Annotated in this window: 27 protein-coding genes; 12 read left to right on the top strand and 15 right to left on the bottom strand. The window is 49.2% G+C overall.

Annotated features, from left to right (window positions below):
- Positions 1 to 186: 186 nt before the first annotated feature.
- Positions 187 to 2445 (bottom strand): ATP-dependent helicase, encoded by a 2259-nt coding sequence (locus tag AC5FX6_RS06150; protein ID WP_493596142.1) that lies wholly within the window; start codon positions 2443 to 2445, stop codon positions 187 to 189.
- A 252-nt stretch (positions 2446 to 2697) separates the two neighbouring features.
- On the opposite strand from AC5FX6_RS06150, the gene AC5FX6_RS06145 reads away from it, so the two are divergent.
- Positions 2698 to 4308, top strand: coding sequence for an ankyrin repeat domain-containing protein (locus AC5FX6_RS06145; RefSeq protein ID WP_493596141.1), 1611 nt, complete (start codon positions 2698 to 2700; stop codon positions 4306 to 4308).
- A gap of 79 nt (positions 4309 to 4387) precedes the next feature.
- A complete protein-coding gene (locus AC5FX6_RS06140) occupies positions 4388 to 4969 on the top strand; it encodes a DUF3109 family protein (RefSeq protein WP_493596140.1) in 582 nt (193 codons plus the stop codon).
- A 76-nt stretch (positions 4970 to 5045) separates the two neighbouring features.
- Here AC5FX6_RS06140 and AC5FX6_RS06135 read toward each other — a convergent pair whose 3' ends face one another.
- The 4 genes from AC5FX6_RS06135 to efp all read right to left on the bottom strand — a co-directional run bounded on the left by AC5FX6_RS06135 (position 5046) and on the right by efp (position 8677).
- On the bottom strand, positions 5046 to 5963 hold the full coding sequence (locus AC5FX6_RS06135) for a DUF6340 family protein (RefSeq protein WP_493596139.1): 918 nt from the start codon (positions 5961 to 5963) through the stop codon (positions 5046 to 5048).
- Positions 5964 to 6136: 173 nt separating this feature from the next.
- Positions 6137 to 7480 carry an acetyl-CoA carboxylase biotin carboxylase subunit gene (gene accC / locus AC5FX6_RS06130; RefSeq protein ID WP_493596138.1) on the bottom strand — a complete coding sequence of 448 codons (1344 nt, stop codon included), beginning with the start codon at positions 7478 to 7480 and terminating at the stop codon, positions 6137 to 6139.
- A gap of 127 nt (positions 7481 to 7607) precedes the next feature.
- A complete protein-coding gene (gene accB / locus AC5FX6_RS06125) occupies positions 7608 to 8108 on the bottom strand; it encodes an acetyl-CoA carboxylase biotin carboxyl carrier protein (protein ID WP_493596137.1) in 501 nt (166 codons plus the stop codon).
- A 5-nt stretch (positions 8109 to 8113) separates the two neighbouring features.
- Positions 8114 to 8677 carry an elongation factor P gene (gene efp / locus AC5FX6_RS06120; protein ID WP_493596136.1) on the bottom strand — a complete coding sequence of 188 codons (564 nt, stop codon included), beginning with the start codon at positions 8675 to 8677 and terminating at the stop codon, positions 8114 to 8116.
- 310 nt (positions 8678 to 8987) lie between these two features.
- Here efp and AC5FX6_RS06115 point away from each other — a divergent pair, with 310 nt between their 5' ends.
- The gene (locus AC5FX6_RS06115) at positions 8988 to 10250 is read left to right on the top strand and encodes a PAS domain-containing protein (protein ID WP_493596135.1); all 1263 of its coding nucleotides are present in this window, start codon (positions 8988 to 8990) and stop codon (positions 10248 to 10250) included.
- A gap of 75 nt (positions 10251 to 10325) precedes the next feature.
- Positions 10326 to 10643, top strand: a complete 318-nt coding sequence (locus AC5FX6_RS06110; protein WP_493596134.1) for a histidine kinase — start codon at positions 10326 to 10328, stop codon at positions 10641 to 10643.
- An 82-nt stretch (positions 10644 to 10725) separates the two neighbouring features.
- Here AC5FX6_RS06110 and AC5FX6_RS06105 read toward each other — a convergent pair whose 3' ends face one another.
- The 6 genes from AC5FX6_RS06105 to AC5FX6_RS06080 form a co-directional block, all read right to left on the bottom strand.
- The gene (locus AC5FX6_RS06105; RefSeq protein ID WP_493596133.1) at positions 10726 to 11724 is read right to left on the bottom strand and encodes a beta-ketoacyl-ACP synthase III; all 999 of its coding nucleotides are present in this window, start codon (positions 11722 to 11724) and stop codon (positions 10726 to 10728) included.
- 133 nt (positions 11725 to 11857) lie between these two features.
- Entirely contained in the window at positions 11858 to 12802 is a 945-nt protein-coding gene (gene plsX, locus AC5FX6_RS06100) for a phosphate acyltransferase PlsX (RefSeq protein WP_493596132.1), read from the bottom strand.
- A gap of 50 nt (positions 12803 to 12852) precedes the next feature.
- A complete protein-coding gene (gene rpmF / locus AC5FX6_RS06095) occupies positions 12853 to 13050 on the bottom strand; it encodes a 50S ribosomal protein L32 (RefSeq protein ID WP_007658910.1) in 198 nt (65 codons plus the stop codon).
- 54 nt (positions 13051 to 13104) lie between these two features.
- Positions 13105 to 13653: a YceD family protein gene (locus tag AC5FX6_RS06090; RefSeq protein WP_493596131.1), complete on the bottom strand. Its 549-nt coding sequence runs from the start codon at positions 13651 to 13653 to the stop codon at positions 13105 to 13107.
- Positions 13654 to 13719: 66 nt separating this feature from the next.
- Complete coding sequence (gene pdxA, locus AC5FX6_RS06085) at positions 13720 to 14742, bottom strand: 4-hydroxythreonine-4-phosphate dehydrogenase PdxA (protein ID WP_493596130.1); 1023 nt, start codon at positions 14740 to 14742, stop codon at positions 13720 to 13722.
- 6 nt (positions 14743 to 14748) lie between these two features.
- Entirely contained in the window at positions 14749 to 16182 is a 1434-nt protein-coding gene (locus tag AC5FX6_RS06080) for a leucyl aminopeptidase family protein (protein ID WP_493596129.1), read from the bottom strand.
- Between the two features lie 157 nt (positions 16183 to 16339).
- On the opposite strand from AC5FX6_RS06080, the gene rsmA reads away from it, so the two are divergent.
- The 5 genes from rsmA (at position 16340) to AC5FX6_RS06055 (ending at position 20634) form a co-directional block, all read left to right on the top strand.
- Positions 16340 to 17119, top strand: coding sequence for a 16S rRNA (adenine(1518)-N(6)/adenine(1519)-N(6))-dimethyltransferase RsmA (gene rsmA, locus AC5FX6_RS06075; RefSeq protein ID WP_493596128.1), 780 nt, complete (start codon positions 16340 to 16342; stop codon positions 17117 to 17119).
- A 4-nt stretch (positions 17120 to 17123) separates the two neighbouring features.
- On the top strand, positions 17124 to 18476 hold the full coding sequence (gene mgtE / locus AC5FX6_RS06070; RefSeq protein ID WP_493596127.1) for a magnesium transporter: 1353 nt from the start codon (positions 17124 to 17126) through the stop codon (positions 18474 to 18476).
- Positions 18477 to 18489: 13 nt separating this feature from the next.
- On the top strand, positions 18490 to 19434 hold the full coding sequence (locus AC5FX6_RS06065; protein WP_493596126.1) for an NAD(P)-dependent oxidoreductase: 945 nt from the start codon (positions 18490 to 18492) through the stop codon (positions 19432 to 19434).
- Positions 19435 to 19754: 320 nt separating this feature from the next.
- Positions 19755 to 20228 (top strand): transcription elongation factor GreA, encoded by a 474-nt coding sequence (gene greA / locus AC5FX6_RS06060; RefSeq protein ID WP_007658900.1) that lies wholly within the window; start codon positions 19755 to 19757, stop codon positions 20226 to 20228.
- A 4-nt stretch (positions 20229 to 20232) separates the two neighbouring features.
- Positions 20233 to 20634 carry an HIT family protein gene (locus AC5FX6_RS06055; RefSeq protein ID WP_493596125.1) on the top strand — a complete coding sequence of 134 codons (402 nt, stop codon included), beginning with the start codon at positions 20233 to 20235 and terminating at the stop codon, positions 20632 to 20634.
- Positions 20635 to 20701: 67 nt separating this feature from the next.
- Here AC5FX6_RS06055 and AC5FX6_RS06050 read toward each other — a convergent pair whose 3' ends face one another.
- From AC5FX6_RS06050 to ruvC, 4 genes are all read right to left on the bottom strand, one after another.
- Positions 20702 to 21769: an MlaD family protein gene (locus AC5FX6_RS06050; RefSeq protein WP_493596124.1), complete on the bottom strand. Its 1068-nt coding sequence runs from the start codon at positions 21767 to 21769 to the stop codon at positions 20702 to 20704.
- Entirely contained in the window at positions 21770 to 22549 is a 780-nt protein-coding gene (locus tag AC5FX6_RS06045) for an ABC transporter ATP-binding protein (RefSeq protein ID WP_493596123.1), read from the bottom strand.
- Positions 22549 to 23367 (bottom strand): MlaE family ABC transporter permease, encoded by an 819-nt coding sequence (locus AC5FX6_RS06040; RefSeq protein WP_493596122.1) that lies wholly within the window; start codon positions 23365 to 23367, stop codon positions 22549 to 22551. The genes AC5FX6_RS06045 and AC5FX6_RS06040 overlap by 1 nt, the downstream gene beginning before the upstream one ends.
- Positions 23368 to 23822: 455 nt before the next feature.
- Positions 23823 to 24395 (bottom strand): crossover junction endodeoxyribonuclease RuvC, encoded by a 573-nt coding sequence (ruvC, locus tag AC5FX6_RS06035; protein ID WP_493596121.1) that lies wholly within the window; start codon positions 24393 to 24395, stop codon positions 23823 to 23825.
- 25 nt (positions 24396 to 24420) lie between these two features.
- Between ruvC and AC5FX6_RS06030 the strand changes: the two genes are divergently transcribed.
- Genes AC5FX6_RS06030 through AC5FX6_RS06020 form a run of 3 tightly spaced genes read left to right on the top strand, consistent with a single transcriptional unit; the run spans position 24421 to position 26799 of the window.
- A complete protein-coding gene (locus tag AC5FX6_RS06030; RefSeq protein WP_493596120.1) occupies positions 24421 to 25410 on the top strand; it encodes a lysylphosphatidylglycerol synthase domain-containing protein in 990 nt (329 codons plus the stop codon).
- The gene (locus AC5FX6_RS06025; protein WP_493596119.1) at positions 25410 to 26549 is read left to right on the top strand and encodes a glycosyltransferase family 2 protein; all 1140 of its coding nucleotides are present in this window, start codon (positions 25410 to 25412) and stop codon (positions 26547 to 26549) included. The genes AC5FX6_RS06030 and AC5FX6_RS06025 overlap by 1 nt, the downstream gene beginning before the upstream one ends.
- On the top strand, positions 26542 to 26799 hold the full coding sequence (locus AC5FX6_RS06020) for a hypothetical protein (protein ID WP_493596118.1): 258 nt from the start codon (positions 26542 to 26544) through the stop codon (positions 26797 to 26799). The genes AC5FX6_RS06025 and AC5FX6_RS06020 overlap by 8 nt, the downstream gene beginning before the upstream one ends.
- Positions 26800 to 26959 lie beyond the last annotated feature (160 nt).

Genomic DNA, 26959 nt, shown 5'->3' with positions numbered 1-26959 from the left:
TTTATGAATCTCAAATGTAGGGATATATTTTTATTGAGTGAGTTACTGATTTAGTGGTTGAGAGAGTTTGGCAATTTAGTGAGCTTAGAAATTTGGAAATCGAAATTAATCAATCAAAAAAAATTCCTCACTCGACTACTAAATCAAAAATAAAACAATCATTCACTCAATCACTAACGCTCTCAATTAATCATGTATACGCAGCTTGGCAAAGCTCAGCAGCAGGGTTTTTTCGCCTACTTCATCAAAGTTGATGATAGCTTTGGAGCTATTTCCCTGTGTATCTATTTTGGTTACTACGCCAAACCCGAATTTAGGGTGCTCTACTTTCATGCCGGCCGCCAGATTGGACGTATCGCTTGGCTTGAAATCGGCAGGAGCGGTATAGGCTGTAGCGGCCTGCTTACGGGCCGGAGGCTGTACCAGACTGCTGATGCTGCTCTTGCGCTGCAGGACGCGGTCAAACACGTTTCCGCCACCGCTGCTAGCTGTGTTCTGCTCGCCATACTTGAAGTTAAGGTATTTCGGATCGATCTCGTCGAGAAAGCGGCTCTTTTCGCACGAACGCAGGTTGCCCCACTGGTAGCGGCTGGTGGCGTACGTCAGGTATAGCTTCTTTTCGGCGCGGGTAATGGCTACATAAAACAGGCGACGCTCTTCTTCGAGATCAGCACGGGAGTTCAACATCATCTGGCTCGGGAAGAGGTTCTCCTCCATACCTACAATGAACACGTTCTTAAACTCCAGACCTTTGGCCGAGTGGATCGTCATGAGGGTAACAAACTCCCCATCCATATCAGCTTTGGTATCGGCATCCGTGATCAGAGCGATGTCCTGCAGGAAAGCCGACAGACTCTTGTCTTCTTTCTCCGGATCGTCTACATACTCTTTTATACCGTTGAGCAACTCCTGTATGTTCTCGTAACGGGCCAGGCCTTCTACGGTTTTGTCCTGGTACAAGTCGTCTACAATACCGGAGTGCTTAGCTACATGCTTGGCTACCTCAAAGGCATCCTGGTTATCAGCAATGCGGGCAAAATCCCTGATCATAATCGAGAAGTTCTCAATCGCCGTACCTACGCGGTTGCCCAGGAACTGACCGGCATTCTGAATCACTTCCCACACGGAGTGGTTGGTTTCATCGGCCGTCACAAAGAGTTTCTGCTCTGTCGTCTCGCCTATACCTCGTTTCGGGTAGTTGATCACGCGGCGCAAGGCTTGCTCATCATTCGGGTTCACGACCAGGCGCAGGTAGGCGATCAGGTCCTTGATTTCTTTGCGCTGGTAAAATGACAAACCGCCCACGATCTTATACCGGATGTTCATGCGGCGCAGGGCCTCTTCCATGGCTCTGGACTGCGCATTGGTGCGGTACAGAATGGCGAAGTCGTCGTAGGAGAGGTGGTTGCTCATTTTATCTTCAAAAATGGTCGTGGCCACCAACTTGCCTTCTTCGTTATCGGAATTGGCCTTGATCACTTCGATCAGCGGTCCCTGCTCATTGTCGGTATAAACGTCCTTCTTGAGCTGGGCCGAGTTGTTTTTGATCACCGAGTTAGCGGCGTTCACAATGTTCTTGGTAGAGCGGTAGTTCTGCTCCAGCTTGAACACTTCCAGCTCCGGATAGTCACGCTCAAAGTTGAGGATGTTCTGAATATCAGCACCACGGAAGGCATAGATAGACTGCGCATCGTCCCCCACTACCACAATGTTACGGTTCTGAGCAGCCAGCTTACGTGTGATCAGGTACTGAGAGTAGTTCGTATCCTGATACTCGTCCACCATCACGAACTTAAAGATGTTCTGGTATTTGTTGAGCGCGTCCGGATGGTCGCGGAACAGCACGTTGGTCTGGAAGAGCAGGTCGTCGAAGTCCATGGCACCCGCCTTGAAGCAGCGGTTCGCGTACTGTTCATAGATCTTCCCGATCTTCGGGCGCATGGCAGCCTCGTCGTCGGCCTGAATTACCGCATCGTTGAGGTACTGCTTTACTGAGATCAGCTTGTTCTTGGCAGAAGAGATACGACCCAGCACAATATTCGGCTTGTAAAGCTTATCGTCCAGGTTCATCTCCTTCACTATGTTACGGATGAGCGTTTTGGAGTCGTCCGTATCGTAAATGGTAAAGCTTTTTGGGTAGCCAATTTTATCAGCCTCCGCTCTTAAGATGCGGGAGAACACCGAGTGAAAGGTGCCCATCCAGATGTTTTTGGCCTCGTTTCCGATCACTTTTTCGATACGGTGGCGCATTTCTTTGGCCGCCTTGTTGGTAAAGGTCAGAGCCAGTATGTTGAATGGATCCACCCCCTGGCTGATCAGGTAGGCGATCCGGTAAGTAAGTACTCTTGTTTTGCCTGAGCCAGCACCCGCTATGATCATGGCAGGGCCTTCGGTATGGAGGACTGCCTTGCGCTGCGACTCGTTCAGTAAACTAATATAATCCATTTCGTCTCTTCCGCGTGCTTCTTTGATAATTCATGCAATTTACACATTCCAATCCGTTTTAGGAACGGCACTTGCACATTTAGAGAACCAGATAGCCCTTCCAATTGGTTTCTTATAAAGTAATGCGTTTTTGGCCTCTGATTTGCGTGTCTTCGGGCAGGGCTTTTTAGAGAAACGCCGCATTATCTGTATCTTTGTAAAATTGAGAGGGTTGCTGCAGTCACTTGATGCCTGCGCTATACCTAAAAAAATATGATCCCATTACCTCGCATGAAAAAGCTACTCCTGCTCCTTGCACTGTTCCCGGCCGGACATCTGGCTATGGCGCAAACCGATACCAGTCAGGTTGTCAAGGTTATACCTGACTCCCTAAGACAGGCAAAGGTGCCTCGCTCTGCCAAACAGGTATGGCGTACACCTGAAATGCAGGAAGCAATGGACCTTTACATCGGGCTGCAATACAACGAAGCCTATGCCAAGTTCCGACAGGCGGCGGCTCGTGACGAGGCAGCTGCCTATTACTTCATGGGCCGTATGCACCAATATGGCGAGCTACGTGAGGATGGAGCACCCATTAACACCATCATCACATCCGACTCGGTCGCCTATGTACGCAACCCGGAGAAGTTCTACGTAGCTGATCCGGACACTGCCCGCATCCTTTTTGAGAAAGCACTGGAGGGCAGCAGCCTCTTCGGTAATCTGGGTCTGGCTGAGCTGATGACCCTGCGCAACGAAGAGGACAAACAGCGTTTTACCCGCCTGATGCGCAGTGCCGCTCTCGATATCCGGGATATGGCTATTGCCGGCGATGCCTTCAGTAACCGCATCCTGGGCAGTATGTATTACACCGGCTATGGCGAAATGCAGGACAAGGAGTATGCCTATACCTATATCAAGCGGGCTGCTGAACTAAACGATGTGGTGGCCTATACTTCACTGGCAAACCTATACCTGGCAGGGGAGGGTGTAAAGGAAAATGTGGCGCGGGCGAAGTACTGGCTTGAAAAAGGGGCCGCTGTTGGCGAACGGGAAGCGCTCTATACCTTGGGTCTGCTGTATGAAGAAGGTAATATCGGAAAGCCGGAACCTGAAAAAGCACGCAAACTCTACCACGAGGCCATTTCGCAGGGCAGTTCCAATGCTTTTGAGCAGCTCAAATACTTGAACCAGTCCACTGATCAGAAGCTGGTATTGGCTGCAATTGAACGTAACCCGGAAATCGTGCATCGTACCCTTGGCAATGGCGCAAACGTGAACACACTGGCTATTCCCAATGGTTATGACTTTGATTTTAGACTACGCACTCCACTGATGCACGGTATTTATATTCCGCTGCTGCTTGAAGATTATGGTGTGATCTACCAGCCGGATGTACGACTGGAGGTAGCCAGTCTTCTATTGCGTGGTGGCGCAAATGCGAATGCAACCGATCAGGATGGAATGACTGCCCTGCATTATGCCATGTACGGCGCCCGCATCAATACAGAGGGATTCGAACAAGAGCAGGCACAGTTGCTGGATACACTGTTTAAGTATCAGGCCGACCCGAATATTGTAGATAACAAAGGCAACACCCCGCTCTATTATGCAGTGCGCTTCGCCAACGGAACGCATATGATGGAGATGAGCCGCTTGTTAAAAGGAGGGGCAAACCCCAATATCCAGAACCTGGAAGGGATCACCCCGCTTATGCTGGCTTGTCAGCTGGATGGAGGCAACGAGGTGATTGTGATGCTGATCAATGCAGGCGCTGACCCAAGTTTGCGTGACTATGCTGGCAAAACAGCCATGGACTATGCCAAGCGTGAAAGCGTGCAGAATATTTTGATGGCGGCAGGTGCAAGAGCACCGAAACGTTAGTCTAAACTTATTTAACTTTAATTTTGTCTCTACTTTGCCGGTGACACCGGTATAAGACCGCTTATTTTACCGCCTACACATGATTGTTCTTCAAAATACCGTCATCAGCGACGACATCCGTGATAATTTCTTTGTCTGCAATCTCGAAAAATGCAAAGGGGCCTGCTGTATAGAGGGCGACCTCGGTGCGCCACTCGACGAAGAGGAACTGACTATATTGGAGGAAAACTACGAGCACATCAAGCCTTATATGACAGGGGCTGGAAAGCTGGCTATAGAAGAGCAGGGCCTTTACATCGAAGATTTTGAGGGTGACTACTCTACTCCAACCATCGAAAACAGAGAGTGCGCCTATGCGCTTTATGATAACAAAGGTATACTCAAGTGCGCGATTGAACAGGCCTATTACGATGGCAAGATCAGCTGGAAAAAACCGATATCCTGCCATCTGTATCCTATCCGTATTACGAAATACGACGACTTTGAAGCGCTGAACTACGATCGCTGGAGCATCTGCGCCGCTGCCTGTAACTTTGGCGCTGATCTAGGCGTGAAGGTATACCAGTTCCTGAAAGAACCGCTGATCCGCAAGTATGGCGAAGCGTGGTATGGCGAACTGACAGAAATGATCGAGAAAGAAGAACAGACTGCTACTACCTAAGTTATAGCTATAGCATATAAAACAGCAAAGCCCGGCCAACTTAGGTCGGGCTTTGCTGTTTTATGTAGAGTTTCATTTATTTGATCAGACCGGCAGTAGCCCAAAGTTGAATCAGGTTATTGGACAGCTTATCACCTTTGCCTTGGGCCTGGCGTGCCCAATGCGTTGCCAGCTCGTAATCACCTGCGGCTTCGTAAGCAATGGCCAGGTTGTGAGCAGCCCTTATACCTGTTTTAGTGGACAGGTCCTGCGCCAAGGGCTCTAGTTTGGTAATAGCCTGCTGGAACTGCCCCATCAGCAACATTAAGTTAAGATCCTGAAAGGGGTTACCAGTATAGATCTGCCTTGCCAACACCAGCGGCTGCGGATAAAAACGATCCCAATAGCTATACCCTGTTTCCACAGCTAGCTCATTTACAACAGGACCTGCTTTCCCCATGGCCGGTCCAATGGCAAGCAGACCACTTATCACTGTGCGCGAATCGTAGTATGTTTGCTGTTCTATCGTTGACTGATCCAGCAAAGTACCTGTGCTGTCGTAAAGCGACCAGATGCTTGCTACGACCAGGTCAAAGTTGGCTGTCTTGGTCTTGTAGCCATCCTCGTCTTCATAAGAATCTATTTGCTTCCCGAACCGCGTGTCAAACTTGTCGAGTGTCAGGATCAGGTGAGGGTTGTATTGTTTATAGAGTTCCTGCACCTCGCCTGCACACAGTTGTGGAGAGGAGGGGGGGAGTGTCACGGCCTGATCAGGGTTGATAAGCACAAAGGTAGAGTCGCTGTAAATGGCTCCCATCACGCCTCCGGCCGCCTGATAGGCCCCTTCGCGTAACACTTCTATCACATTGCTGTTTTTATTCGAGGCCTGTGTAGCCGCGTCATAGCGGTTCACCACCAGTACTTTCCATTGGTCGGGGCTTACACGCACGACGGGCGGACGCACTGTTTCCATCATAACCACGGATACGCAGCTGCTCAGCTGTAAGGCTAGCATACCCCAGCATAGGGCAGCAATAAGCTTTATAGGTTTCATTTCGGTTTCCTTTCAGACAGTTAACTAAGTTAATGCAAATATGCTAAACGCTCTATATTTTGAAACCACATATACCGGGCCAAAATAAAAAAACCGGTCCATTGCTGAACCGGTTTTTTTTAAGTGCTAGCTGCTTAGAGTGCACTAAAGTCAAAGTTGTCGAGGTAAGCTGTTGTGAAGTTACCTTCCTTAAAGCCCGGATCATCCATTAGTTTCAGGTGGAATGGAACCGTAGTTTTGATACCTTCGATCACAAACTCACTCAGGGCGCGCTTCATTTTCACGAGCGCCTCTTCACGTGTCTGCGCACTCACGATCAGTTTTGCGATCATAGAGTCGTAGTTCGACGGAATGGTGTAGCCAGAGTACACGTGAGAGTCTACGCGAACACCGTGACCGCCTGGCACGTGCAGGTTGGTGATCTTACCCGGTGAAGGGCGGAAGTTATTCTTCGGATCTTCTGCGTTGATGCGGCACTCGATGGCATGCATCTTCGGGTAGTAGTTCTTGCCTGTGATCTTATGACCGGCTGCTACTTTGATCTGCTCTTTGATCAGATCGTAGTCAATCACTTCTTCTGTGATCGGGTGCTCTACCTGGATACGGGTGTTCATTTCCATAAAGTAGAACTCGCGGTGCTTGTCTACCAGGAATTCGATCGTACCTACACCTTCGTAGTTGATGGCTTTGGCACCTTTGATAGCAGCCTTCCCCATACGGTCACGCAGGTCGTCGGTAATGAACGGAGAAGGTGTCTCTTCCACCAACTTCTGGTGACGACGCTGGATAGAGCAGTCACGCTCCGAAAGGTGCGCTACCTGACCATGCTGGTCACCGATCAGCTGAATCTCAATGTGACGCGGCTCTTCGATGAATTTCTCCAGGTAGATACCGTCGTTACCGAAAGCAGCCTTGGACTCCGTACGGGCATCGTTCCATGCCTTGTCGAACTCCTCTTCGCTCTTGATGATACGCATACCGCGGCCACCACCACCTGCAGTAGCCTTGATGATTACCGGATATTTGATTTTCTTAGCCAGTTTCTTTCCTTCTTCCGCTGACTTAAGCAAGCCGTCAGAGCCAGGTATAGTAGGTACGCCAGCCTTTTTCATGGTGTCCTTGGCCGAAGCCTTGTCGCCCATGGCATTGATCATCTCAGGTGTAGCACCGATGAACTTGATGTTGTGCTCAGCGCAAATGCGGGAGAACTCAGCGTTCTCAGACAAGAAGCCATAACCAGGGTGAATAGCATCCGCGTTTGTGATTTCGGCAGCCGAGATCAGGTTTGGCATGTTCAGGTACGACTGTGCACTTGGCGGAGGACCGATACATACGGCCTCGTCGGCAAAGCGCACATGCAGGCTTTCCTTGTCGGCTGTAGAGTATACGGCTACCGTTTTAATGCCCATCTCCTTACAAGTACGGATGATGCGCAGGGCAATCTCGCCCCTGTTAGCGATTAGTATCTTTTTAAACATAATGTCGGTTTTGAAGATTTGGCGATTTGGAAATGTAGAGATTCTAGTGAGAATGATATAAAAATGGAGAGGGACACGCCTTCTCCATTTTCAATTCTTCACATTTTCAAACTTTCAAATCAATGAATTAGCTAGGATCTACCAGGAACAGTGGCTGATCGTATTCTACTGGGTTGGCATTGTCCACCAGCACTTTCACGATCTTACCAGAAACCTCTGATTCGATTTCGTTAAAGAGTTTCATCGCCTCGATGATGCAAATCACCTGACCCTTTTTCACCTCGTCGCCTATGTTGGCAAATGCTGGCTTGTCTGGGCTGGAAGATCGGTAGAAGGTACCGATCATAGGCGCTTTGATGGCGATGTACTTGCTGTCGTCGTTGGCCGGCGCTGCAGCAGGAGCAGCCGGAGCGGCGGCCGCCTGAGGAGCTGCCGGAGCAGGTGCAGGGGCAGCAGCCGGAGCTGCAGCATGCTGTACCGGAGCGGAAGCAGCCTCTTTTACATACGTCACTTGCTGGTCTGGATCGCGCTTTACCGAGATCTTGAACTCTTCTGTCTCAATGTTTACTTTATTCAAACCAGATTTGGCGATAAAGTCAATAAGGTCCTGGATTTCTTTAGCTTTCATGTTTTCTATTTTACTCTTTCTGCGTAAGAATAAGTTCTTGTGTCTACTTTGATTTTTTCATCCTGGCCAATAAACAACGGTACCTGTATAGTAGCGCCAGTTTCTACGATCGCTGGTTTTGATGCATTGGTGGCAGTATCGCCTTTAATGCCCGGCTCTGTATAGGTGATCGTCAGTTCCACAAAAGGAGGAATCTCGCAAGTAAGCGGAGTTTCTGTTTCGGCATGATACAGAATCGTAACTTCCTGGCCTTCTTTCATCAGATCAGCGAAAGGAACCATCTTTTCTTCAAGCGCTACCTGCTCAAAGGAATTCATGTCCATGAAATTATACCCCATGTCATCTTTGTAGATGTACTGGTGAGGGCGCTGCTCTACCCGGGCCGTGGTGATCTTGTGGCCAGCAGAGAAAGTGTTGTCGAGCACTTTGCCTGTCTTGATATTGCGAAGCTTTGTTCTTACGAAAGCGGGGCCTTTGCCTGGCTTTACGTGCTGAAATTCAATAACAACATATAAGTCATTATTGTATTCCATACACAGACCGTTTCTGATGTCAGCTGTGGTTGCCATAGTATGGTTTTGTTACGCTTGATATTAAATGGAACGATAAAAGTATAGCGCAAATCGCTGTCTTGCAAACAAAGTTAGGTATTATACTCAAATATTGATTAAAAAGCTTACAGCATTTCGGCTGACGGGTCTATTAATTGGCTCTGTTAAACAAAGGCTGTAGAAAGGACAGGTGAACAAAATATTATGTATAATTTAGCCTTATTTTTGAAAATAAGCTACTACAGGATATGCGCTTTTTACCTTTTTGCGTATGGTTGTATGCTTATTGCGCCTGACCAGTGCATGTTTTAATGAAAATCTCTTTTGCATGGATTATAAGCTGATCTTTGAACAGACTCCCGAAGCCATGGTGCTGCTTGACCCCGACATGAAGATTGTAGGAGCCAATAAGCGCTACCTGGAAGTGACAATGCGGCAATTAGACGACATTGTAGGGAAGCACTTTTTATTAGAGGCTTTTCCGGAGCCCAACGTGTCTTATGAAGAAAACCCGGTTCGTCTTTCTATTGAAGAAGCCATCCGGAAAGGTACAAAGGTATACCTGGAGGTGATTCGTTATGCAATAGCCCGGCCTGACGGAAGCGGTTATCATGAGCGTTTCTGGGAAGCCTCCCATACACCGATTTTGAACGAGAAAGGTGAGCTGGTGTATGTGATACAGGAAACCAAGGACGTAACTGAGCGGGAGAATGCCAAGAAGGCGCTGCAGGATATAGAGCAGAAATTTAGATTCATGGCGGACTCTATGCCCCAACTGATTGATGCTGATGATCCCGAAGGAAACTCCACTTACTTCAATAAGCAATGGGAAAAATACTCAGGTATACCTATTGAGCAGTTGATGGCAGGCAGGTGGGAAGAGACGATTCATCCGGATGATCTTCCGGTAGCCTTAAAAGCCTGGAAACATTCACTTGAGAAAAAAGAAGCCAGCCAAATGGAAGTTCGCATCCGTGACAAAGATGGGGATTACCGCTGGTACCTGAGCCGCTACCAACCCATGCAAAATGAGGACGGATCGATCAGGATGTGGCTGGGGACCTGCAGCGATATTCATGAGCAGAAACAACTCGTGCAGGAATTACTGGCCAGTAACGAACAAATGTCCGAATTGGCTGATCAGGTGCAACTTGCGTTTCGTAAAGTAGAGACCGAACGCATGACGTTGGAACGGCTCATCATGCAAGCCCCAACCTTTTTTGGTATTTTAAAAGGTCCTGAGCACCGTTACGAAATGGTCAATCCTAAATACCAGGACCTGTTCCCTCATGTAGACCTTATCGGGAAAACGGTGGCCGAAGCGCTGCCGGAAGTTGCAGACCAGGGGTATATTCAAGTTTTGGACAATGTATACCAGACAGGCGAAACCTTCGAAGCCAAAGAGATCATTGTAAAGCTTGCGAACGCCGAGGGAAAACTGGAGGATAATTACCTTACCTTCATTTTCCAACCACTTTTTGACGAGCATGATCAGATCGTCGGTATTCTGATTGCTGGGTTTAACGTGACTGACAAATACCAGCTTAAGAAAAAGCTGCAGGATTTGGGTGTAGCTGTAGATGAATTTTAGCAGGAGAAGCAATCAGGAAAGAGATAGGTGAATTCAGCGCAGGTAGATTTTCAGCAGATCAGGATTAAGCATATTTTGTTTAAGTCTAAAGTGCGTTCTGTGCTGTACGGTGGGGCGCTCGACAGTCAGTTCTTTTCGAATGCTGGCCCGATCAGCAATTGGTTTACGACTGTAGGCAAAGTAAAGTACGGCAGCGAGCCTGAGTTGTACAGCTTGCAAAAGACGCATGATGATTTGCTGTCAAATGCGAATCAACTGTTCAGCCTGTACCGTCGAGGCAGTATAGACCAGGCACATGCTGGTATGAAGGACATTGAGAAGTTATCTGATCGCTTTCAGGACCTGCTTACGCAGTTAGAGAAGCGCTTCGCTTTGCGTGCCGATGTAGCCTAAGTCTAGTCTGAAGCTTTGTACTTTGTATATAAACAGAAAAAGCGGCCGATCAGCCGCTTTTTCTGTTTATATAAGATAGTGATTATTTCGGATCGTAAGCCCACTTTAAGTAGATGGCACCCCAGGTAAAACCACCACCAAAAGCTGCCAGAATCAGGTTGTCACCTTTCTTCAACTGCTTTTCGTATTCCCATAGGCAAAGTGGAATCGTACCGCTTGTCGTGTTGCCGTAGCGCTCAATATTGAGCATTACTTTGTCGCTTCCTACGCCCATGCGATTTGCCGTAGCGTCGATGATGCGCTTGTTCGCCTGATGGGGCACCAGCCAGGCAACATCCTGTGCGGTGAGGTTGTTGCGTTCCATCACTTCGGCTGAAACATCTGCCATACCTTTCACAGCAAACTTAAATACCTGCTGTCCTTCCTGATAAGCATAGTGCTCACGGGCCTGGATGGTTTCCATCGTGGCCGGCTTGCGGCTACCACCTGCTTTCATGTGCAGGAATTGAGCACCGGTACCGTCAGATTTTAAAACTGAGTCTATGATGCCGTAACCTTCCGTATTTGGCTCCAACATCACAGCGCCACCACCATCACCAAAAATAATACAGGTGGTGCGGTCTGTATAGTCTATGATAGAAGACATCTTATCGGCGCCTACTACGATCACTTTTTTATACTGACCAGATTCGATGAATTTAGAGGCGGTAGCCAATGCGTACAGGAAACCTGAGCAGGCTGCCTGCAGGTCATAACCAAAGGCATTTACGGCACCTACTTCTGCTGTGATCAGGTTGGCCGTGGCCGGGAACACCATGTCAGGGGTTGTAGTGGCACAGATGAGCAGTTCTACTTCTTCTGCTTTGGTATTGGTTTTCTTGAGTAATTCCAGTACTGCCGGTACTGCGATGTGCGAGGTGCCTTTCCCTTCGCCTTTCAGAATGCGCCTTTCTTTAATTCCTGTGCGTGAAAGGATCCATTCATCATTCGTGTCCACCATTGTCTCCAGTTCCTTGTTCGTTAGCACGTAATCCGGAACGTAGCCAGCCACACCTGTTATCGCGGCAGTAATTTTACTCATGTTGTGAAAGGTATAAGTGTTGGAAGTTTAAGACGGCAATATAATAAAAAAAACTTGGCACAAACCGTCGTTACCGCAAAAAGAGTAGGGGGACAGTTTGTGCCAAGAAATATGTTTGGCCGAAGCCAGCGCCTTATTGGGCGCCTGTATGCTTTTTAAATCGCTCTGACAGGTTGGAGGCAACCATCTTCTGGGCCTGCAGCACCATGCTGCAAATAGCCTTTGGACTTGATACCCCGTGACCGATTACGGCATTGCCATTTATACCCAGGATCGGGCTTCCACCTACGGCCTCGTAATTAAACTTGTCGAAGAACGGATCATGCATGTTCTTCTCGTTCAGGATGTCGTAGATGGATTCCGCCATCTTGAGGATGATGTTCCCTGTATACCCATCACATACAATCACATCGGCTTTGTCGTTGAACATATCGCGTCCTTCGATGTTGCCAATGAAGTTGATGTTCGGGTTGGCTTTGAGGCGCTGATGGGCTGCTTGTGTATTCACAGTTCCCTTCCCTTCCTCTTCGCCAAGGTTCATCAGGCCAACCTTAGGCTTTTCGATGTCCAGTACATACTTGGCATAGATAGAGCCAATTTCACCAAACTGCTCCAGAACCTCTGGTTTACAGTCAGCATTAGCGCCTACGTCAAGCATGATGCCGAAGTCACCATTAAGTTTAGGTACCAGGCCTCCGATAGCGGGGCGCAGTATACCTTCGGTGGCTTTTACGCTGAACATGGCTCCAACTAGCATGGCTCCGGTATTGCCGGCGCTACAGAAAGCGTGTGCTTTCCCTGCTTTCAGCAATCCATAACCAACAGCAATGCTGGAGTCAGGCTTTTGGGTCAGGGCTTTGGTGGGGTGTTCTCCCATTTCAATGACCTGGGTGGCATTCATTACTTTAATGCCGGTTCCTGTGTATCCATATTCGTTCAGCAGCGACTTGATTTCGTCTTCCTTACCTATCAGCAGGATTTCGTAATCAGTGTCAAGCTGCTCTGCGGCTAACAAAGCACCCTTTACAGTTGCTTCGGGTGCAAAGTCGCCGCCCATAGCGTCCAGGGCGATCCTCATGTACTGGATGGGGTTAAATTATACAGAACTAAACAGAGTACAGTCTAAGCTTACTGAGCGTTAGTTGTATAATTTTTGATCGCCAGTTTGCCTTTGTGATACAGGTCGCCTTCTACCACGTAAGCATGGTGGAACAGGTGCGGTGTGTCTGTAGTAGGGCAGATAGCAATCGCTTTCTCAGAGAGTTTCTGGTGAGTTCTTCTCTTATCTCTTCTGGTCTTCGAAATCTTGCGTTTAGGATGTGCCATTTTTAGTTAATAATTTACTTGCTGTTATTTAATACTTTATAATTCTACTGCTTGTTAGTTCAGGTTTTTCAAAGCGTCCCAACGTGGATCAACATCATCGTCGTCATCTCCATCGTTATCATCGCTTTCACTATCGCCTGCCTTGCGTGAAGAGTAGATCAGGATATCCCGTTCATCTTCTTCATCCAGCTCCTCCACAAAACGGGGATGCAGCTTTTTCATTGGCAGCGACAGTCCTATGTAATCATACAGGTGCTGCGCTATATTGAGCGTCTGCGTCTCGGGCGTTATTTGCCACAGATCTTCGTCCAACTCAGCATTCTCAGGACCGAACTTGATTCGGAGTGTCTCCTCTACCTCCATCGGCTGGTCAAACTCTTCCAGACTGCGGTCGCAGGTGAGGCGTACATGCCCTTTAATGTCAAAATGCAGCGTCAGCAGCGACTCGGTCTTATCGAGCTCTACTTTGGCCAGTAGCTTTCCCCCCAGTATGATCTCCTGCTCAAACAAAGCAAAGAATGAATCGTCCATCTCAAACTCATAAGAGTGCTTCTTATTGCTGAGTTTGGCAATGCCGATTTCGTAGTCTCTAAGCTTTTTCACTACCGTGTTTTTATTGCAAGACGCAAAATTAGAACATTATTTTGACAAATAAAATAGCAGCCCTATTTATAAAACAGGCTTTTGCTCTGTCTGGCGCTTTTTTATGATGTCGCAGGCAAGGAACAACGCTTCTCTGAAAGAGGTTTCATCAGCTGTGTGCTTCCCGGCTATATCATAGGCCGTGCCGTGGTCCGGTGAGGTGCGCACGATCGGCAGACCGGCCGTGTAATTCACACCAGTTTCCATGGCAAGCGTCTTGAAGGGAATCAATCCCTGGTCGTGGTACATGCTTAGCACCGCGTCGAATTGCTTGTACATGCGCATCCCGAAGAAGCCATCAGCCGGGTAGGGGCCGAATACCAGGTGTCCCTTGTCTTTCAGGTGCATCACAGCCGGACGGATGATCTCTGTCTCTTCTGTGCCCAAAAGGCCTTTCTCACCAGCGTGTGGGTTGAGGCCCAGCACCGCAATGCGTGGTTTCAGAATGCCAAAGTCACGGCGAAGCGACTCCTGCAGGATGGTGATCTTGCGGATGATCAGGTCAAAATTAATTTTGCTGGCTACGTCCTTCACAGGTATATGGCCTGTTACAGTAGCAACACGCAGATCGTCGCTCACGAGTAGCATCAGGCTATCGGCAGCGTCAAAATACGAAGTCAGGAACTCTGTATGTCCCGGGAAGCGGAAGTCCTCGGACTGAATATTGTCTTTATCTATAGGCGCGGTTACCAGACCATCCAGCAAACCGGCTTTCAAATCCTGACAGACGGCCATCAGGGAATCAAGTGAAGCCTTGCCGGACTCCGGCTTTGGTGTTCCCGGTTCTACGGCGATGTCTTCTTCCCAACAATTGATCAGGTTGATCTTTTTAGGGACAAGCTCCTGCACCGAGCCCACTTGCTGATAATGGAAATGATCGGCACTCAGGGCCTTGCGTACCTTGTTGATCACTCCGGCAGATCCATAGATCACCGGTGTGCAGAAGTTAAGGATGCGCTGGTCTGAAAGGGTTTTGACGATGATCTCCGGACCGATTCCGTTCGTATCGCCTATGCTGATGCCTATTTTTGCTTTGTATCTGTTGTCCATTTTTTCTTAGTTAGCCTGAGAGCTAAGGTAGTTGTAAACCAGGCGCACGCCTGAACCAGTAGCCAGTTTGCCTCGGTAAGAGTCTTCGCCTAACAAGTAAGCCGTGCCGGCAATGTCAAAGTGCACCCAAGGATAATCCGTGAAATACTCCAGGAATACGCCCGCTGAAATAGCGCCAGCTTCGGCACCACCCAGGTTCTTGATGTCCGCGATGTCCGACTCAATGTGTTTTTTATACTCATCCCAAAGTGGAAACTCCACAATGCGCTCATGCTCTGCTTCGCCTGCTTTCTTCAGGGCAGTCATTACTTCTTCGCCTGCGTTGCTCATAGCTACCAGGCCTTCTTTACCAATGGCGCGGGCCGCAGCTCCGGTCAGGGTTGCCATGTCGATAACCAGCTCCGGTTTATACCGTTGCGCAAAGCTCAGTGCGTCGGCCAGGATCAGGCGGCCTTCGGCGTCGGTATTGAGCACCTCCACGGACATGCCGTTGTGCATGGTGATCACGTCGCCCGGCGCATAGGCCTTACCGCCCGGACGGTTGTCGGTGGCAGGTATAAGCGCAATTACGTGCAGCTGTATGTTGTTTTTGGCCAGTGCGTACATCACGCCGGTTACGGCAGCTGCACCGGCCATGTCCGACTTCATGTAGTCCATGGACTGCGGCGTAGGCTTCAGGCTGAGTCCACCGGTATCGTATACTACGCCTTTGCCAACCAGCACGTAAGGCTTGCTGTTGGCCGCGCCTTCCGGTTTCCACTCCAGTATATTAAAGGTAGGCGGCTCTTCGCTACCTTGGTTCACGGCCAGCAAACCGCCCATTTTTAATGACTGGATCTGCAGCTCGTCAAACACCTGTGTCGTAAAACCGGCTTTTTCACCCAGCTCTACTAGCTGCTCACTAAACTGCGTAGCACTCTGGTGGCTGTTCGGCTCGTTCACCAGATCGCGGGTGACGGTCACGGCGTCGAGCACGTTCTGCAGCTCCATGACGTCAAACTCCGATAAATTCTCGTCAGTCAGCGTGATGGTTTGCAGCGGGTTTGGCTTGTTATTCTTGGTCTTGTATTTCTGGAACTGGTAGTTGCTCAGGTATAAGCCCTCAGCCAGGTAAGGACTGGCGTCTGTCCTGGTGAGGTCCTGTATGGCAAGTTCCTCTACCTTATCGGCTTTGAGTTGCTTGAGCAGCGCATAACCGGCCTGGCGCAGATTTTCTCTGGTGGCATGCTGGGTTTTCCCCTCGGCGTATACCACTACGTATACCCGCTGGGTGTAGCGGTTCAGGGAAACGATCTTCGCTTCCGCTTCCAGCTGACGTTTCAGGTAGGCGGTTTCATCTGAGCTTAGCTCTGTGAGTGTATCCGCTTGATCAGCCCGCACAATCAGGGCTACGTCTGTATTTTTACCTACCGATGTATTGTATTTGAGTTGTGTTGGCATTTGTCATTCGTATCTTTGAGTGCGCAATATAGTAAGTATATAGTGTAATGCGAAAAAGCCCGGCCATAGGTATGGCAATCGGGCGGCGCATATAAATAAGGTATAACGGGTTTCCGGCGAAATTGTCTCAACAAGCCGGCACCATAACGCATAGCATGTGAGTAAAGTAAGTCCGAAGAAGCACTTAGGCCAGCACTTTCTGGTCGATCAGAACATCGCCCGCAAGATTGTGGAGCAATTGACTTTGCCCGGTGGGGTGGAGGATGTGCTGGAGATCGGCCCCGGTATGGGGGTGCTCACGCAGTACATGCTCGAACACAAGGAGTATCGTACCACGGTGCTGGATATTGATCGCGAGTCCATTGCTTATCTGCAACAGCATTTTCCGGCTTTGGGCGACCGCATCATCTCAGCCGACTTCCTGAAGACCGACCTGAGCAAGCTGTTCCCGGGCAAGTTCGCCATCATCGGAAACTTCCCTTACAACATCTCCAGTCAGATATTTTTCAAAGTGCTGGAGCACCGCGATGTGGTGCCGGAGGTCGTGTGCATGATCCAGAAGGAAGTGGCTGAGCGACTGGCCTCACCTCCGGGTTCTAAAGCCTATGGCATTCTGAGTGTGCTCTTGCAGGCTTTCTATACCATAGATTATAAGTTCACGGTGCATGAAAATGTATTCCACCCGCCACCCAAAGTGAAGTCAGGTGTCATCAGCGTCGTGCGCAACGATCGGCAAAGCCTGCCTTGTGATGAAAAACTCTTTTTCTCTGTCGTGAAGAACAGTTTCGGAACAAGGCGAAAAACGCTGCGTAACTGCCTCAAGACATTTAATCTCCCGCCGGAGGTAACCACACAGCCTGTTTTTGACAAAAGAGCGGAGCAGCTGTCAGTAGAGGATTTTATAGCATTGACCCAGCTCGTAGAGCAGAACATTTAATACCATGCAGGTAGAGATCACACGCGAATACATTGAACAGGTTGAAGAGGCAATAGCACGCGATGACAAGGGCTTCATTCTCGAGTCCATGTCCGACATGTACCCGGCCGACATCACGACGGTGCTCTATGAACTCGATACCAACGAATCGAAGTACGTGCTGGACCTGTTGGCGCCAGAAGTCGGTTCCCAAATTCTGAGTGATCTCGATTACGACATTCGCACGGACTTCCTCGGTTATTTTACGAGTCAAGAAGTCGCCCGCTACGTCAACCTGATGGACTCGGATGACGCGGTGGACATTCTGAATGAGATGAATGTGCAGCGTCGTGAGGAAGTGATCGCCCTGCTCGAGAATGAGGAGAAGGCGGATGACATTCTGGACCTCCTGCACTACGAAGAAGACTGCGCCGGTGGTCTGATGGCGAAAGAACTTATCAAAGTGAATATCAACTGGCGCGTCCGTCAGTGCATTGAAGAGATCAGGAGGCAGGCAGAGGATGTAGAGCGGATCTATACCGTGTATGTAGTCGATAACCGTGACAAACTGGTTGGCAGGCTCAGTATTAAAACACTTCTGCTATCCAAAGACGACAAATTGGTAAAAGACATTTACAACGAGGATGTGATCTCGATCGAGTCGTTCCGGGATGAAAACGAAGTGGTGAGCGTGATGCAGAAGTACGACCTCGAGGCTATACCTGTCGTGAACATACAAGGTAAACTGCTCGGACGCATCACCATCGACGACGTGATCGACGTTATGCAGGAGCAGGCCGAACTCAGCCGTCAGCTCATGACGGGTATCTCGGAGAACGTGGAAGAAGATGACAGTGTGTTCCGTATCTCACGCTCCCGCATTCCCTGGCTTGTGATCGGAATGGTGGGCGGTTTGCTGGCCGCTCACTTCATGGGCTTCTTTGAGGCTGACATTGCCCTGTTGCCGGCATTGGCGCTGTTTGTGCCACTTATCACAGCGACGGGTGGTAACGTAGGTATACAGTCCTCATCCATCATTATCCAAACGCTATCTTCCAACGCCGTGATCTTTGAAAATTTCGCGCAGCGTCTCTTAAAGCTGATCATGGTGGCGTTTTTGAATGCACTTATCATCTCAGCGCTAGTGTTCGGCTTCACTTATCTATTCCGGCAGGATCTAAAACTCTCCATGGTCGTGTCTTTTGCGCTGTTCTCGGTTGTGATGCTAGCCTCCCTCATGGGTACGCTCACACCCATGCTGCTCGATAAAATGGGTGTGAACCCCGCAGTTGCCGCTGGTCCCTTTATCACAACGGCGAATGACTTATTGGGCCTAGCGATCTACTTTGGTGTTGCACATATGCTTTACGATTTATAAGACCATGTCAGCCATGCGTATCCTTATTATTGACGAAGTACACGACAGTCTGTTTCCGATGCTGGAAGGTATAGGTATAGCCTATGACTATCGGCCAGACATTAAACCAATTGAGGTATGCGAGGCACTGGTTGGGTTTGATGGCCTGATTGTGCGGAGCAAAATGCGTATCACAGCCGATACTATCAAATTGGCAGATCAACTGAAATTTGTGGCACGCGCTGGGGCCGGGTTGGATAATATTGACGCCGAGGCGCTCCAGGAAAAAGGTATAGCCTTATTTGGTGCCAACGAAGGAAACAGACAGGCGGTAGGAGAACATGCCCTGGGTATGCTACTCAGTCTGATGCGGAATATTACCCGTGGTGACAGGCAGGTACGCGGCCGGGTATGGCTGCGCGAAGAAAACAGAGGAGAGGAGATCAGTGGGAAGACAGTCGGTATAATTGGTTACGGTCATATGGGGCAGAGCTTTGCCCGTGTGTTGAGTGGCTTCGGTTGCCGTATCCTGGCCTATGACCGGTTTGCACCTGAAAAAATTACAGGACCAGCTGAGCGTGTGACACTGGAAGAGTTGCAGGCGGAAGCCGATATCGTGAGCCTGCATATACCTTACATTCCAGAGAACTGGGCCTTCGCAGATGATGCTTTCTTCAGGGCCTTTCGCAAACCGATCTGGTTTATGAACACCTCCCGTGGCGAAGTGGTGGATCAGACCGCATTGGTTCGCCACCTGCAGACGGGCAAGTTGAAAGGGGCTGCGCTGGATGTGCTTGAAAATGAAAAGCTCCCAAGCCTGACAGAGGAGCAACGCCGTCATTTTGACTATCTCACATCAGCTGATCATGTCGTGTTGACCCCCCATATTGCAGGCTGGACACACGAGTCTTATGTAAAGATAAACGAGGTGCTGGTTGGTAAAATTCAGGCCTTACAGGAGTCCGGCAGCCTTTCCTGATAATACCTGCTCAAGGGCTGTCCTACGCTGCTTTATTTACGTATAGGAGAGGTACTGGCACCAGAAATGAGTCATAATTAGTGCTGATAAATAAGTATCGCCGAAAAATTTTGTATTAAAATAAATTTGTATATTTGCTCAACACAGTGCCACCGGGGGATGCCCGTGCGCCTGTGGCTTACCCAGAACACCCGGCTTGTTTTGAAGCAGCCAGGCTGAAGAAGAAAAAATTAATCATCTACATATTAGGCAAAAAGAACGGTTATGTTTGACATAGCCGTTCTTTTTGTTTTTGTGTTTTAAAACGTGAAGACAGTATTATGAGCAACATTTCTTATTACACCGCTGAAGGTTTACAGAAGCTGAAGGAAGAGCTACACGATCTGAAGACAAAAGGTCGCTCGGAGGTGGCCCGTCAATTGGCTGAAGCACGCGACAAGGGCGACTTGAGCGAGAACGCCGAATATGATGCCGCTAAAGATGCGCAGGGTCACCTGGAGCTGAAAATCGCGAAGCTAGAGGAGGTCGTAGGCAACGCCCGTCTGATCGACGAGTCTAACCTGGATACAAGTAAGGCGCTGATCCTCTCCAAAGTGAAGATCAAGAACCTGAAAAACAACATGGTGATGGATTATACCTTGGTGGCGGAAGAGGAAGCTGATCTGGCCTCTGGTAAGATCTCGGTAAAGTCTCCGATCGGCAAAGGCCTGCTAGGTAAGTCAGTCGGCGAAAAAGCAGAAATAACCGTACCAGCTGGTAAGATCGAATTCGAAATACTGGAAATTAGTCGCTAAGCTTATGGAGCCATCTATCTTCACTAAAATTGTAAAAGGCGAAATCTCCGCTTACAAAATAGCCGAGGATGATCGCTACCTTGCTTTTCTGGACGTGTTCCCGACGGCCAAGGGCCATACACTGGTAATACCCAAGCAACAGATCGACTACCTGTTTGACCTGGACGACGAGCTATACCTGGGGCTGATGGCTTTCGCTAAGAAAGTGGCGGCTGCAGTGGAGAAAGCTGTGTCCTGCAAGCGTATTGGTGTAGCGGTAGTAGGGTTGGAGGTACCCCATGCGCATGTGCACCTGATCCCGCTAAATAAGATGGCCGATATGAATTTTGCTAACAAGCAGCAGTTCAGCAAAGAGGAGTTTGAGGAAGTAGCGGAGAAGATCCGAAAGGCATATGAAGGCAAATAAGATATAGCTATACCTGAAGCCAAACAAAAGAGGCGCATCTTCATGATGCGCCTCTTTTGTTTGGTGCTTAGTTTTCAATCAGGATAGAAGGTTTGAACTCCTGCCGGGTGGTATCTTTGGGCTGTACCTGCTGCGGTGCAGGCTGCTGTTTCTGCTGCTCCTGATGCTTGGCCTGTTCCCGGGCCTGCCGTCTGAAGAAGCCTCTAAAGAGGATGTTGCTTTGCAGCGCTTCCATGTTCTGATCCAGCTTTTCGGTACCTGTCTCCAGGTTTTGCATGGTGCTCTGCAGCTGACGGGCAAATTGCTGGTCGTTCAGTAGCACCCCTACAGCGCTGTTATTGTTGTTGAGTCGGGTGCTGGCCGTGCGCAGATTTTCCGTTAACTCCGAAGTCGAAGCGGTGGCCTCTTCCAACTGTGTCATCGAGTTCTTCAGCTGCTGAAAAACTTCTTTGTCAGTAGCAAGTTGGTTAGCCAGTCCGCCAGGAGAGTTGAGTTTGTTGGTGAAAGCGGAAAGGGAACGGGAAGCATTCACGGTGCTCTGTGAGGTACGCTGCAGGTTAGCCACCACGTCGCGGAAGTCCTGTGCCATGGTTGTGTCAGTTAGCAGGGCTCCTACAGTTCCTTCGCCATTGACGAGTCGGGAAGTAAGCTGCTTGAAGTCCCCAGTGATCGCAACCAGGTTCTCGTTGTTTTGCTGCAGTTTTTCCATCAGGTCATCGGTGTTGAGCGGACTTATGGCCGTTATTCTGTCGCCATCCTGAATGGGAGCAGCTGACTGAGTGCCTCCGTCTATCACGATGTTCTTGTTTCCGATAAAGCTTTCAGAACTGATGCGGGCCGAGGCGTTTTTGCGAATGTACTGCTGTACTTTCTCCTCAATGTTCATGACCACCTCTACCTGCGAGTCGCCATACAGGTTGATGGATTTGATCGTGCCGATTTTCACTCCTGAAAACCATACGTTGTTACCTGTACGCAAACCAGCCACATCATCAAATATAGCGGTAACTGTGATTGTGCTGATTAGGCGCTTCTGCTGACCAGCTAAGGTGAATATACCCGCCACCAGGATCACGATCGCCAGAAACGTGAAAATGCCAACTATAACTGTGCGTTTATTATCTGCAGAACTCATCTAGTCTATAAAGTTGTAGTTATAAAATGATTGTACGCGTTCGTCATTACTGTCGAACACTTCCTCAAATCTTCCTTCGCGCTGGAACTGTCCGTCAAGCAACATCACTACTCTGTCTCCTACGGCGCGGGCGCAGGTAAGGTCGTGCGTGATGATGATAGAAGAGGTGTTGAACCTACGCTGTACTTCGTTGATCAGGTTGTTGATCTCAATACAGGTGATCGGGTCAAGACCGGCAGTAGGTTCGTCGTAAAGCATGATTTCGGGTTTCAGGATCAGGGTGCGGGCAATACCGATGCGCTTGCGCTGACCACCTGATAGCTCAGACGGCATCTGATTGATGGCCTGCGCAAGTCCCACGGCTTCCAGCACGTAATGGATAAGCTCTTCCCGCTCGGCTTCCGACATGTGTTTGGCGTGCCGTACCAGCGGAAATTCCAGGTTCTCACGCACGGTCATACTATCGTACAGGGCGCTGTTCTGAAACGAAAAGCCGATCTTAAGCCGGAGTGCATCCAGCTCCCGTGGCTTGAGGTCGCCTACTTCTTTTCCCAGCACATTCACAGAACCCTCGTCACCGTATAAGAGGCCCGAGATGATCTTGATCAATACTGACTTACCTGTACCGGAGCGACCCAGTACGACCAGGTTTTCACCTTTATACAGTTCCAGATCCACACCTTTCAGAACCTCAAAATCGTCGAACGCTTTTTTAAGGCCCCAGATAGAAATCACTTTATTGTTCCTATCGATATTGGGATTTATTTCTTTTGCCTCCATTAAAAAGCTCTGATTGCGTTAACGACCTGCATAATAAGCAGCTCTTCAATAAATATCAGGAACATGGCCGTTACCACCGACGAGTTAGCCGCTTTGCCCACGCCCTCTGTGCCTTTAGAAGAATTATAGCCTTTGTAACAACCCACCATGCCGATGGTAAAGCCAAAAATCACCGACTTCACCGAAGAGGCGACGATATCCAGAAAAGTAATGGCATCGAACACCTGGTAAAAGAAGGTGGTCAGGGTAGTCAGTTCGTTCTGATGCACATTCAGGTAGCCACCCAGCAGGGAAACCAGGGTCGTGTACATGGTCAGTGCCGGGATCATTAGCGTGGAGGCCAGCACGCGACTCACTACCAGAAATTTAAAGGGGTTAGTAGCGGATACCTCCATGGCATCGATCTGCTCGGTTACCCGCATGGAGCCCAGTTCAGCACCAATAGCGGAGCCCACTCGTCCAGCTGCGATCAGCGCCGTCACCAGCGGACCGATAGCCCGGATGATGGCCACCGAAATAAGAGCAGGCAGGAGAGAGGTGGCACCAAAGCCGGCCAGGGAAGGGCGCGACTGGTTCGTGAATACAATGCCTATGATAAAGCCAGTCAGGGAAATCAGGGGCAGGGAGCGCACGCCGATTTCGTAACACTGCTTTATGATCTCTTTAAACTCATAAGGCGGAAACCACATTTCCTTAAAAAACCGTGCATTGAAACGGTATATCTTGGCCAGCTCAACAAATATTCTGTCGAGTCTGCGTGTTGTTACATACCTACGCCGGGCTGGAGCACTTCCCGGTTTATTTTTGTCTAAATCCATTTAAGCTTTTTAGGATTCATCTGTACGCTTTCCTATTAACAAGGGAGCGGCAAATTAACTTAATTTTAAGAATAAGCCTGATGCTATATTTAACCGTACGTGAAAAAACATGTTTAAACTTTATTTGTGCGCGATGCAACACACTATGTGCAGGCTGAATTTTCGCTTTCGCAAAAGGGAAATCAAACAAGCTTATAAGCCTTACGAAATATAGAGGCGATTTTTTACAAATCTGCGAAATATTTTCGAAAGCTTATACTTAAAGGAGTTTAAGGGTTTGAGCGTTGGGGCTTTTGCGGGTTGGAGAGGGAGTTGGCAGATATGGAATGGGGCTTACTCTGTTAATTGGTGTAAGGCTAAATGGCTAAGCTGTTGATTAATGATGGTTTGGTGCACGATTGGGACCTGCCGCCACTTGCCCTAGTAGAATCTTCTACCATTCCATCACCGACAATTCAACTTCCTACTTTTCTGTCAGGGTTTTCGGTCAGAAAAGCTTTCCAGGAGCTGCCACCTTGCTTGGCGTTGTTTCCTTTTTGATAATGATGGCAGAGAGCTACGGACAGGGCGTCGGTAGCATCGAACATTTTAGGATCCGGCTGGATCTTGAGGATCTGCACCAGCATGCTGGCCACCTGCTCTTTGGAGGCGTTGCCGTTTCCGGTTACCGATTGCTTTACTTTTTTGGGAGCATACTCCACGTAAGGAATGTCGCGAGAGAGGGCAGCGGCAATGGCAACTCCCTGTGCGCGACCTAGTTTGAGCATACTCTGCACGTTCACGCCAAAGAAAGGCGACTCGATAGCCAGCTCGTCGGGCAGGTATTCGTCGATGAGCTGTATCATGCGGTCAAAAATTTTCTTTAACTTGATGGCGTGGTTGCTGTAGCTTTTGAGGTGAATCACGCCATACTGCACTACTTTTACCTTGGAACCAGTCACTTCAATCAGGCCATAGCCCATCACTTGTGTACCAGGGTCAATGCCAAGAATTAATTTGTTGGGTGGGAGTGCAGAAGAGTAAACCATAAGAGGCGCAATTTAAGACAATATCTTGAACATTACCCGCAACAGAAGGTTCCTTTTAGTCGTCGGCAAAATTGTCGTGCTGCTGCTCACGCTATACTTCCTATACCTGGCCATTTTCACGACACCAGACACGCTGCTTTCATGGCAAGGTATACTGCAAGCTGCCCGCCAAAGCAATTATACTTTTCTGCTGATTTTAAGTGCTATGCTTATACCTGCCAACTGGGGATTGGAAGCCTGGAAGTGGCAACTGTTGGGGCAGAAGCTGGAACGCATCTCTTACCTGCGGGCCTTCCGGGCTGTCATGGTGGGGCTCACGCTGGGTTTTATCACCCCCAACCGCCTGGGCGACTATGCGGGCCGTGTGCTCGAACTCAAAAGCAAAGAACGCCTGGAAGGTATAGGGGCGGTCTTCATCGGAAGGTTCTGCCAGTTGGTAGCTACTGTGCTGGTGGGGTCGCTGGGCTTGCTGTACTTTGCGGTGCTGCTCTACTGGAATGATTATCCGGCCATTTGCCTGAGTGTATTCTTCTTGCTGCTCGTGCTCAATGTGGCTATGCTGCTGCTGCTCTTCAATGCCCGCGCTATGGTGGCCTTGGTGGCGGCAGTGGGACCGCTTCGCAAACTGGCGAAATACCTGGCCATCATGGGGCGCTATACCTTCGGGGAGATGAACCGGGTGCTGCTACTTTCGCTGTTGCGCTACTTTGTGTTTCTCCTGCAATTCGTGTTGCTACTCGTTCTTTTTGAAGTCCGACTTAGTCCAGTCGAGTACATCAGTGGCGTATCTGCCGCTTTTTTTCTGAAGTCGGTGGTGCCGTCTGTGTCGTTGCTATCGGACCTGGGTGTGCGGGAGTTGTCAGCCATGTACGTGTTCGGACTGCTGGGGCAGGAGCGCTTACAGGTGCTGAGTGCCAGCCTGAGCCTTTGGCTGCTCAATATCGTGGTGCCAAGCGCAGTGGGATTGTTCTTTGTGCTGCGCCTGAAACTGGGCAGGAGAGGAGGTGCTGCCTGATGTTTACGCTGCTGCTCTTGCTTTCGCTGCTCGCTTATGGCTGGATAATCTTACGTTGTCTGTTCGCCTGGAAGCGTCTTGCTATACCTGCTATACCTGCCGACTTTGTTCCTGTTACAAAACTCTCCGTGATTATACCCGTCCGGAACGAGGCAGGGCAAATACTGAATTTGCTGCGCGATCTGGAGATGCAAAGTTATCCGGCATCTCTCTTTGAAGTGCTTGTGGTGGATGATCACTCGGAAGACAACACCGCTCAGTTGATTCAGGAATTTATACCTGCGACCAAGCTGAACCTACACCTGTTGCGGCTGGCAGATCAGGGAACACAAACCGGTAAGAAAGCGGCCATCAGTCAAGGTATAGCACAGGCTGGCGGGGAACTGCTGGTCTTTACCGACGGCGACTGTCGGGTGCAGCCGGATTGGTTGCTACATTTCTCCTATACCTATACTTCGCAAGAATCAGTTTTTATTTCAGGTCCTGTGAGTTTTCACAAAACCCACACTTTGCTGGAGCGCATGCAGTTAGTGGAGTTCGCCTCATTGATTGGCGTGGGGGGCGCCTCCATCGGGTTGCAGCAACCGAACATGTGTAATGGCGCTAATCTGGCTTATACCCGGGAAGTGTTCGAAGAGGTAGGCGGCTTTATGGGAAACGAAGGGATAGCCAGTGGTGACGATGAATTTCTGCTGCATAAAGTCAACCGGCTATACCCGGGAAAGATCGCTTTTCTAAAGCAGCAGGGAGCCATGGTGTATACAGAGGCACGCAAAACGGTCAGCAGTTTCATTGCTCAGCGAGTGCGTTGGGCCAGCAAGTGGCGGAGTTACCAAAGCCTTTCTGTTAAACTGGTAGCCTTGTGTGTGTTTGCTGTCAACCTAATGCTTTTTCTGGCTATACCTGCGGTGCTGCTGGGCTGGCTTTCTTTTTGGATTTTTTTGGCTGCCTACCTGCTTAAGTTTTTGATCGATTTCTTGTTTTTAAACAGGATATTGACCTTTATGCGACAGCAAAATTATCTGGTTTTTATGCTTCCGCTGCAGCTTGTTTACATTCCTTACGTACTATATACCGCTATCTGCGGCCTCACAGGTCGCTATACATGGAAAGGCCGAACCATCCGAAATCATGACTGAAAATGAATTTGCCATCATGGACGAACTCTATTTTGTAACGTCCTACCCTGACCTTAAAAGCACCAGCGCACTCACTGATGACGAGCTTTGTACCGCCCTGCGCGAGCTGATCGCGAAAGGTTATATCCGGATCTTATACCCTGACCCGGACACCGAGCATGCGTATGATGAGGCTGCCTTCAGCAAGAATTGCCAGCAGTACTTTTACCTGGCTACAAAAGCTGGATTAGTTGTGCATAATTCTATCTGATCCTTGTGCTTCACACTCCAAAATCCGTTATAGTGTAAAAAGCTCGAACAATTGCCAGCACTACGTAGTTGCAAGAATACGTACGCGATGAATACGTAGAATTTTAAAGGATTTTGAGGGGTTGGCAAAGAATGCGGTTGATTTTTTGTAAATTTACAGA

The organism is Pontibacter sp. LHS2, assembly GCF_058932845.1.
This window is presented reverse-complemented; position numbering and strand designations above follow the sequence as displayed.

What these genes read in the sequence shown, in the direction of transcription:
- AC5FX6_RS06040 (WP_493596122.1), bottom strand. Translation starts at nt 23,367, where the DNA reads ATGGATTTAGACAAAAATAAACCGGGAAGTGCTCCAGCCCGGCGTAGG.
- AC5FX6_RS06045 (WP_493596123.1), bottom strand. Translation starts at nt 22,549, where the DNA reads ATGGAGGCAAAAGAAATAAATCCCAATATCGATAGGAACAATAAAGTG.
- plsX (WP_493596132.1), bottom strand. Translation starts at nt 12,802, where the DNA reads ATGAGGATCGCCCTGGACGCTATGGGCGGCGACTTTGCACCCGAAGCA.
- AC5FX6_RS06105 (WP_493596133.1), bottom strand. Translation starts at nt 11,724, where the DNA reads ATGAGTAAAATTACTGCCGCGATAACAGGTGTGGCTGGCTACGTTCCG.
- AC5FX6_RS06065 (WP_493596126.1), top strand. Translation starts at nt 18,490, where the DNA reads ATGCGTATCCTTATTATTGACGAAGTACACGACAGTCTGTTTCCGATG.
- accB (WP_493596137.1), bottom strand. Translation starts at nt 8,108, where the DNA reads ATGAAAGCTAAAGAAATCCAGGACCTTATTGACTTTATCGCCAAATCT.
- accC (WP_493596138.1), bottom strand. Translation starts at nt 7,480, where the DNA reads ATGTTTAAAAAGATACTAATCGCTAACAGGGGCGAGATTGCCCTGCGC.
- AC5FX6_RS06145 (WP_493596141.1), top strand. Translation starts at nt 2,698, where the DNA reads ATGATCCCATTACCTCGCATGAAAAAGCTACTCCTGCTCCTTGCACTG.
- AC5FX6_RS06025 (WP_493596119.1), top strand. Translation starts at nt 25,410, where the DNA reads ATGTTTACGCTGCTGCTCTTGCTTTCGCTGCTCGCTTATGGCTGGATA.
- pdxA (WP_493596130.1), bottom strand. Translation starts at nt 14,742, where the DNA reads ATGGACAACAGATACAAAGCAAAAATAGGCATCAGCATAGGCGATACG.
- AC5FX6_RS06080 (WP_493596129.1), bottom strand. Translation starts at nt 16,182, where the DNA reads ATGCCAACACAACTCAAATACAATACATCGGTAGGTAAAAATACAGAC.
- AC5FX6_RS06135 (WP_493596139.1), bottom strand. Translation starts at nt 5,963, where the DNA reads ATGCTAGCCTTACAGCTGAGCAGCTGCGTATCCGTGGTTATGATGGAA.
- AC5FX6_RS06140 (WP_493596140.1), top strand. Translation starts at nt 4,388, where the DNA reads ATGATTGTTCTTCAAAATACCGTCATCAGCGACGACATCCGTGATAAT.
- greA (WP_007658900.1), top strand. Translation starts at nt 19,755, where the DNA reads ATGAGCAACATTTCTTATTACACCGCTGAAGGTTTACAGAAGCTGAAG.
- ruvC (WP_493596121.1), bottom strand. Translation starts at nt 24,395, where the DNA reads ATGGTTTACTCTTCTGCACTCCCACCCAACAAATTAATTCTTGGCATT.
- AC5FX6_RS06055 (WP_493596125.1), top strand. Translation starts at nt 20,233, where the DNA reads ATGGAGCCATCTATCTTCACTAAAATTGTAAAAGGCGAAATCTCCGCT.
- AC5FX6_RS06020 (WP_493596118.1), top strand. Translation starts at nt 26,542, where the DNA reads ATGACTGAAAATGAATTTGCCATCATGGACGAACTCTATTTTGTAACG.
- AC5FX6_RS06115 (WP_493596135.1), top strand. Translation starts at nt 8,988, where the DNA reads ATGGATTATAAGCTGATCTTTGAACAGACTCCCGAAGCCATGGTGCTG.
- mgtE (WP_493596127.1), top strand. Translation starts at nt 17,124, where the DNA reads ATGCAGGTAGAGATCACACGCGAATACATTGAACAGGTTGAAGAGGCA.
- AC5FX6_RS06050 (WP_493596124.1), bottom strand. Translation starts at nt 21,769, where the DNA reads ATGAGTTCTGCAGATAATAAACGCACAGTTATAGTTGGCATTTTCACG.
- AC5FX6_RS06150 (WP_493596142.1), bottom strand. Translation starts at nt 2,445, where the DNA reads ATGGATTATATTAGTTTACTGAACGAGTCGCAGCGCAAGGCAGTCCTC.
- rpmF (WP_007658910.1), bottom strand. Translation starts at nt 13,050, where the DNA reads ATGGCACATCCTAAACGCAAGATTTCGAAGACCAGAAGAGATAAGAGA.
- efp (WP_493596136.1), bottom strand. Translation starts at nt 8,677, where the DNA reads ATGGCAACCACAGCTGACATCAGAAACGGTCTGTGTATGGAATACAAT.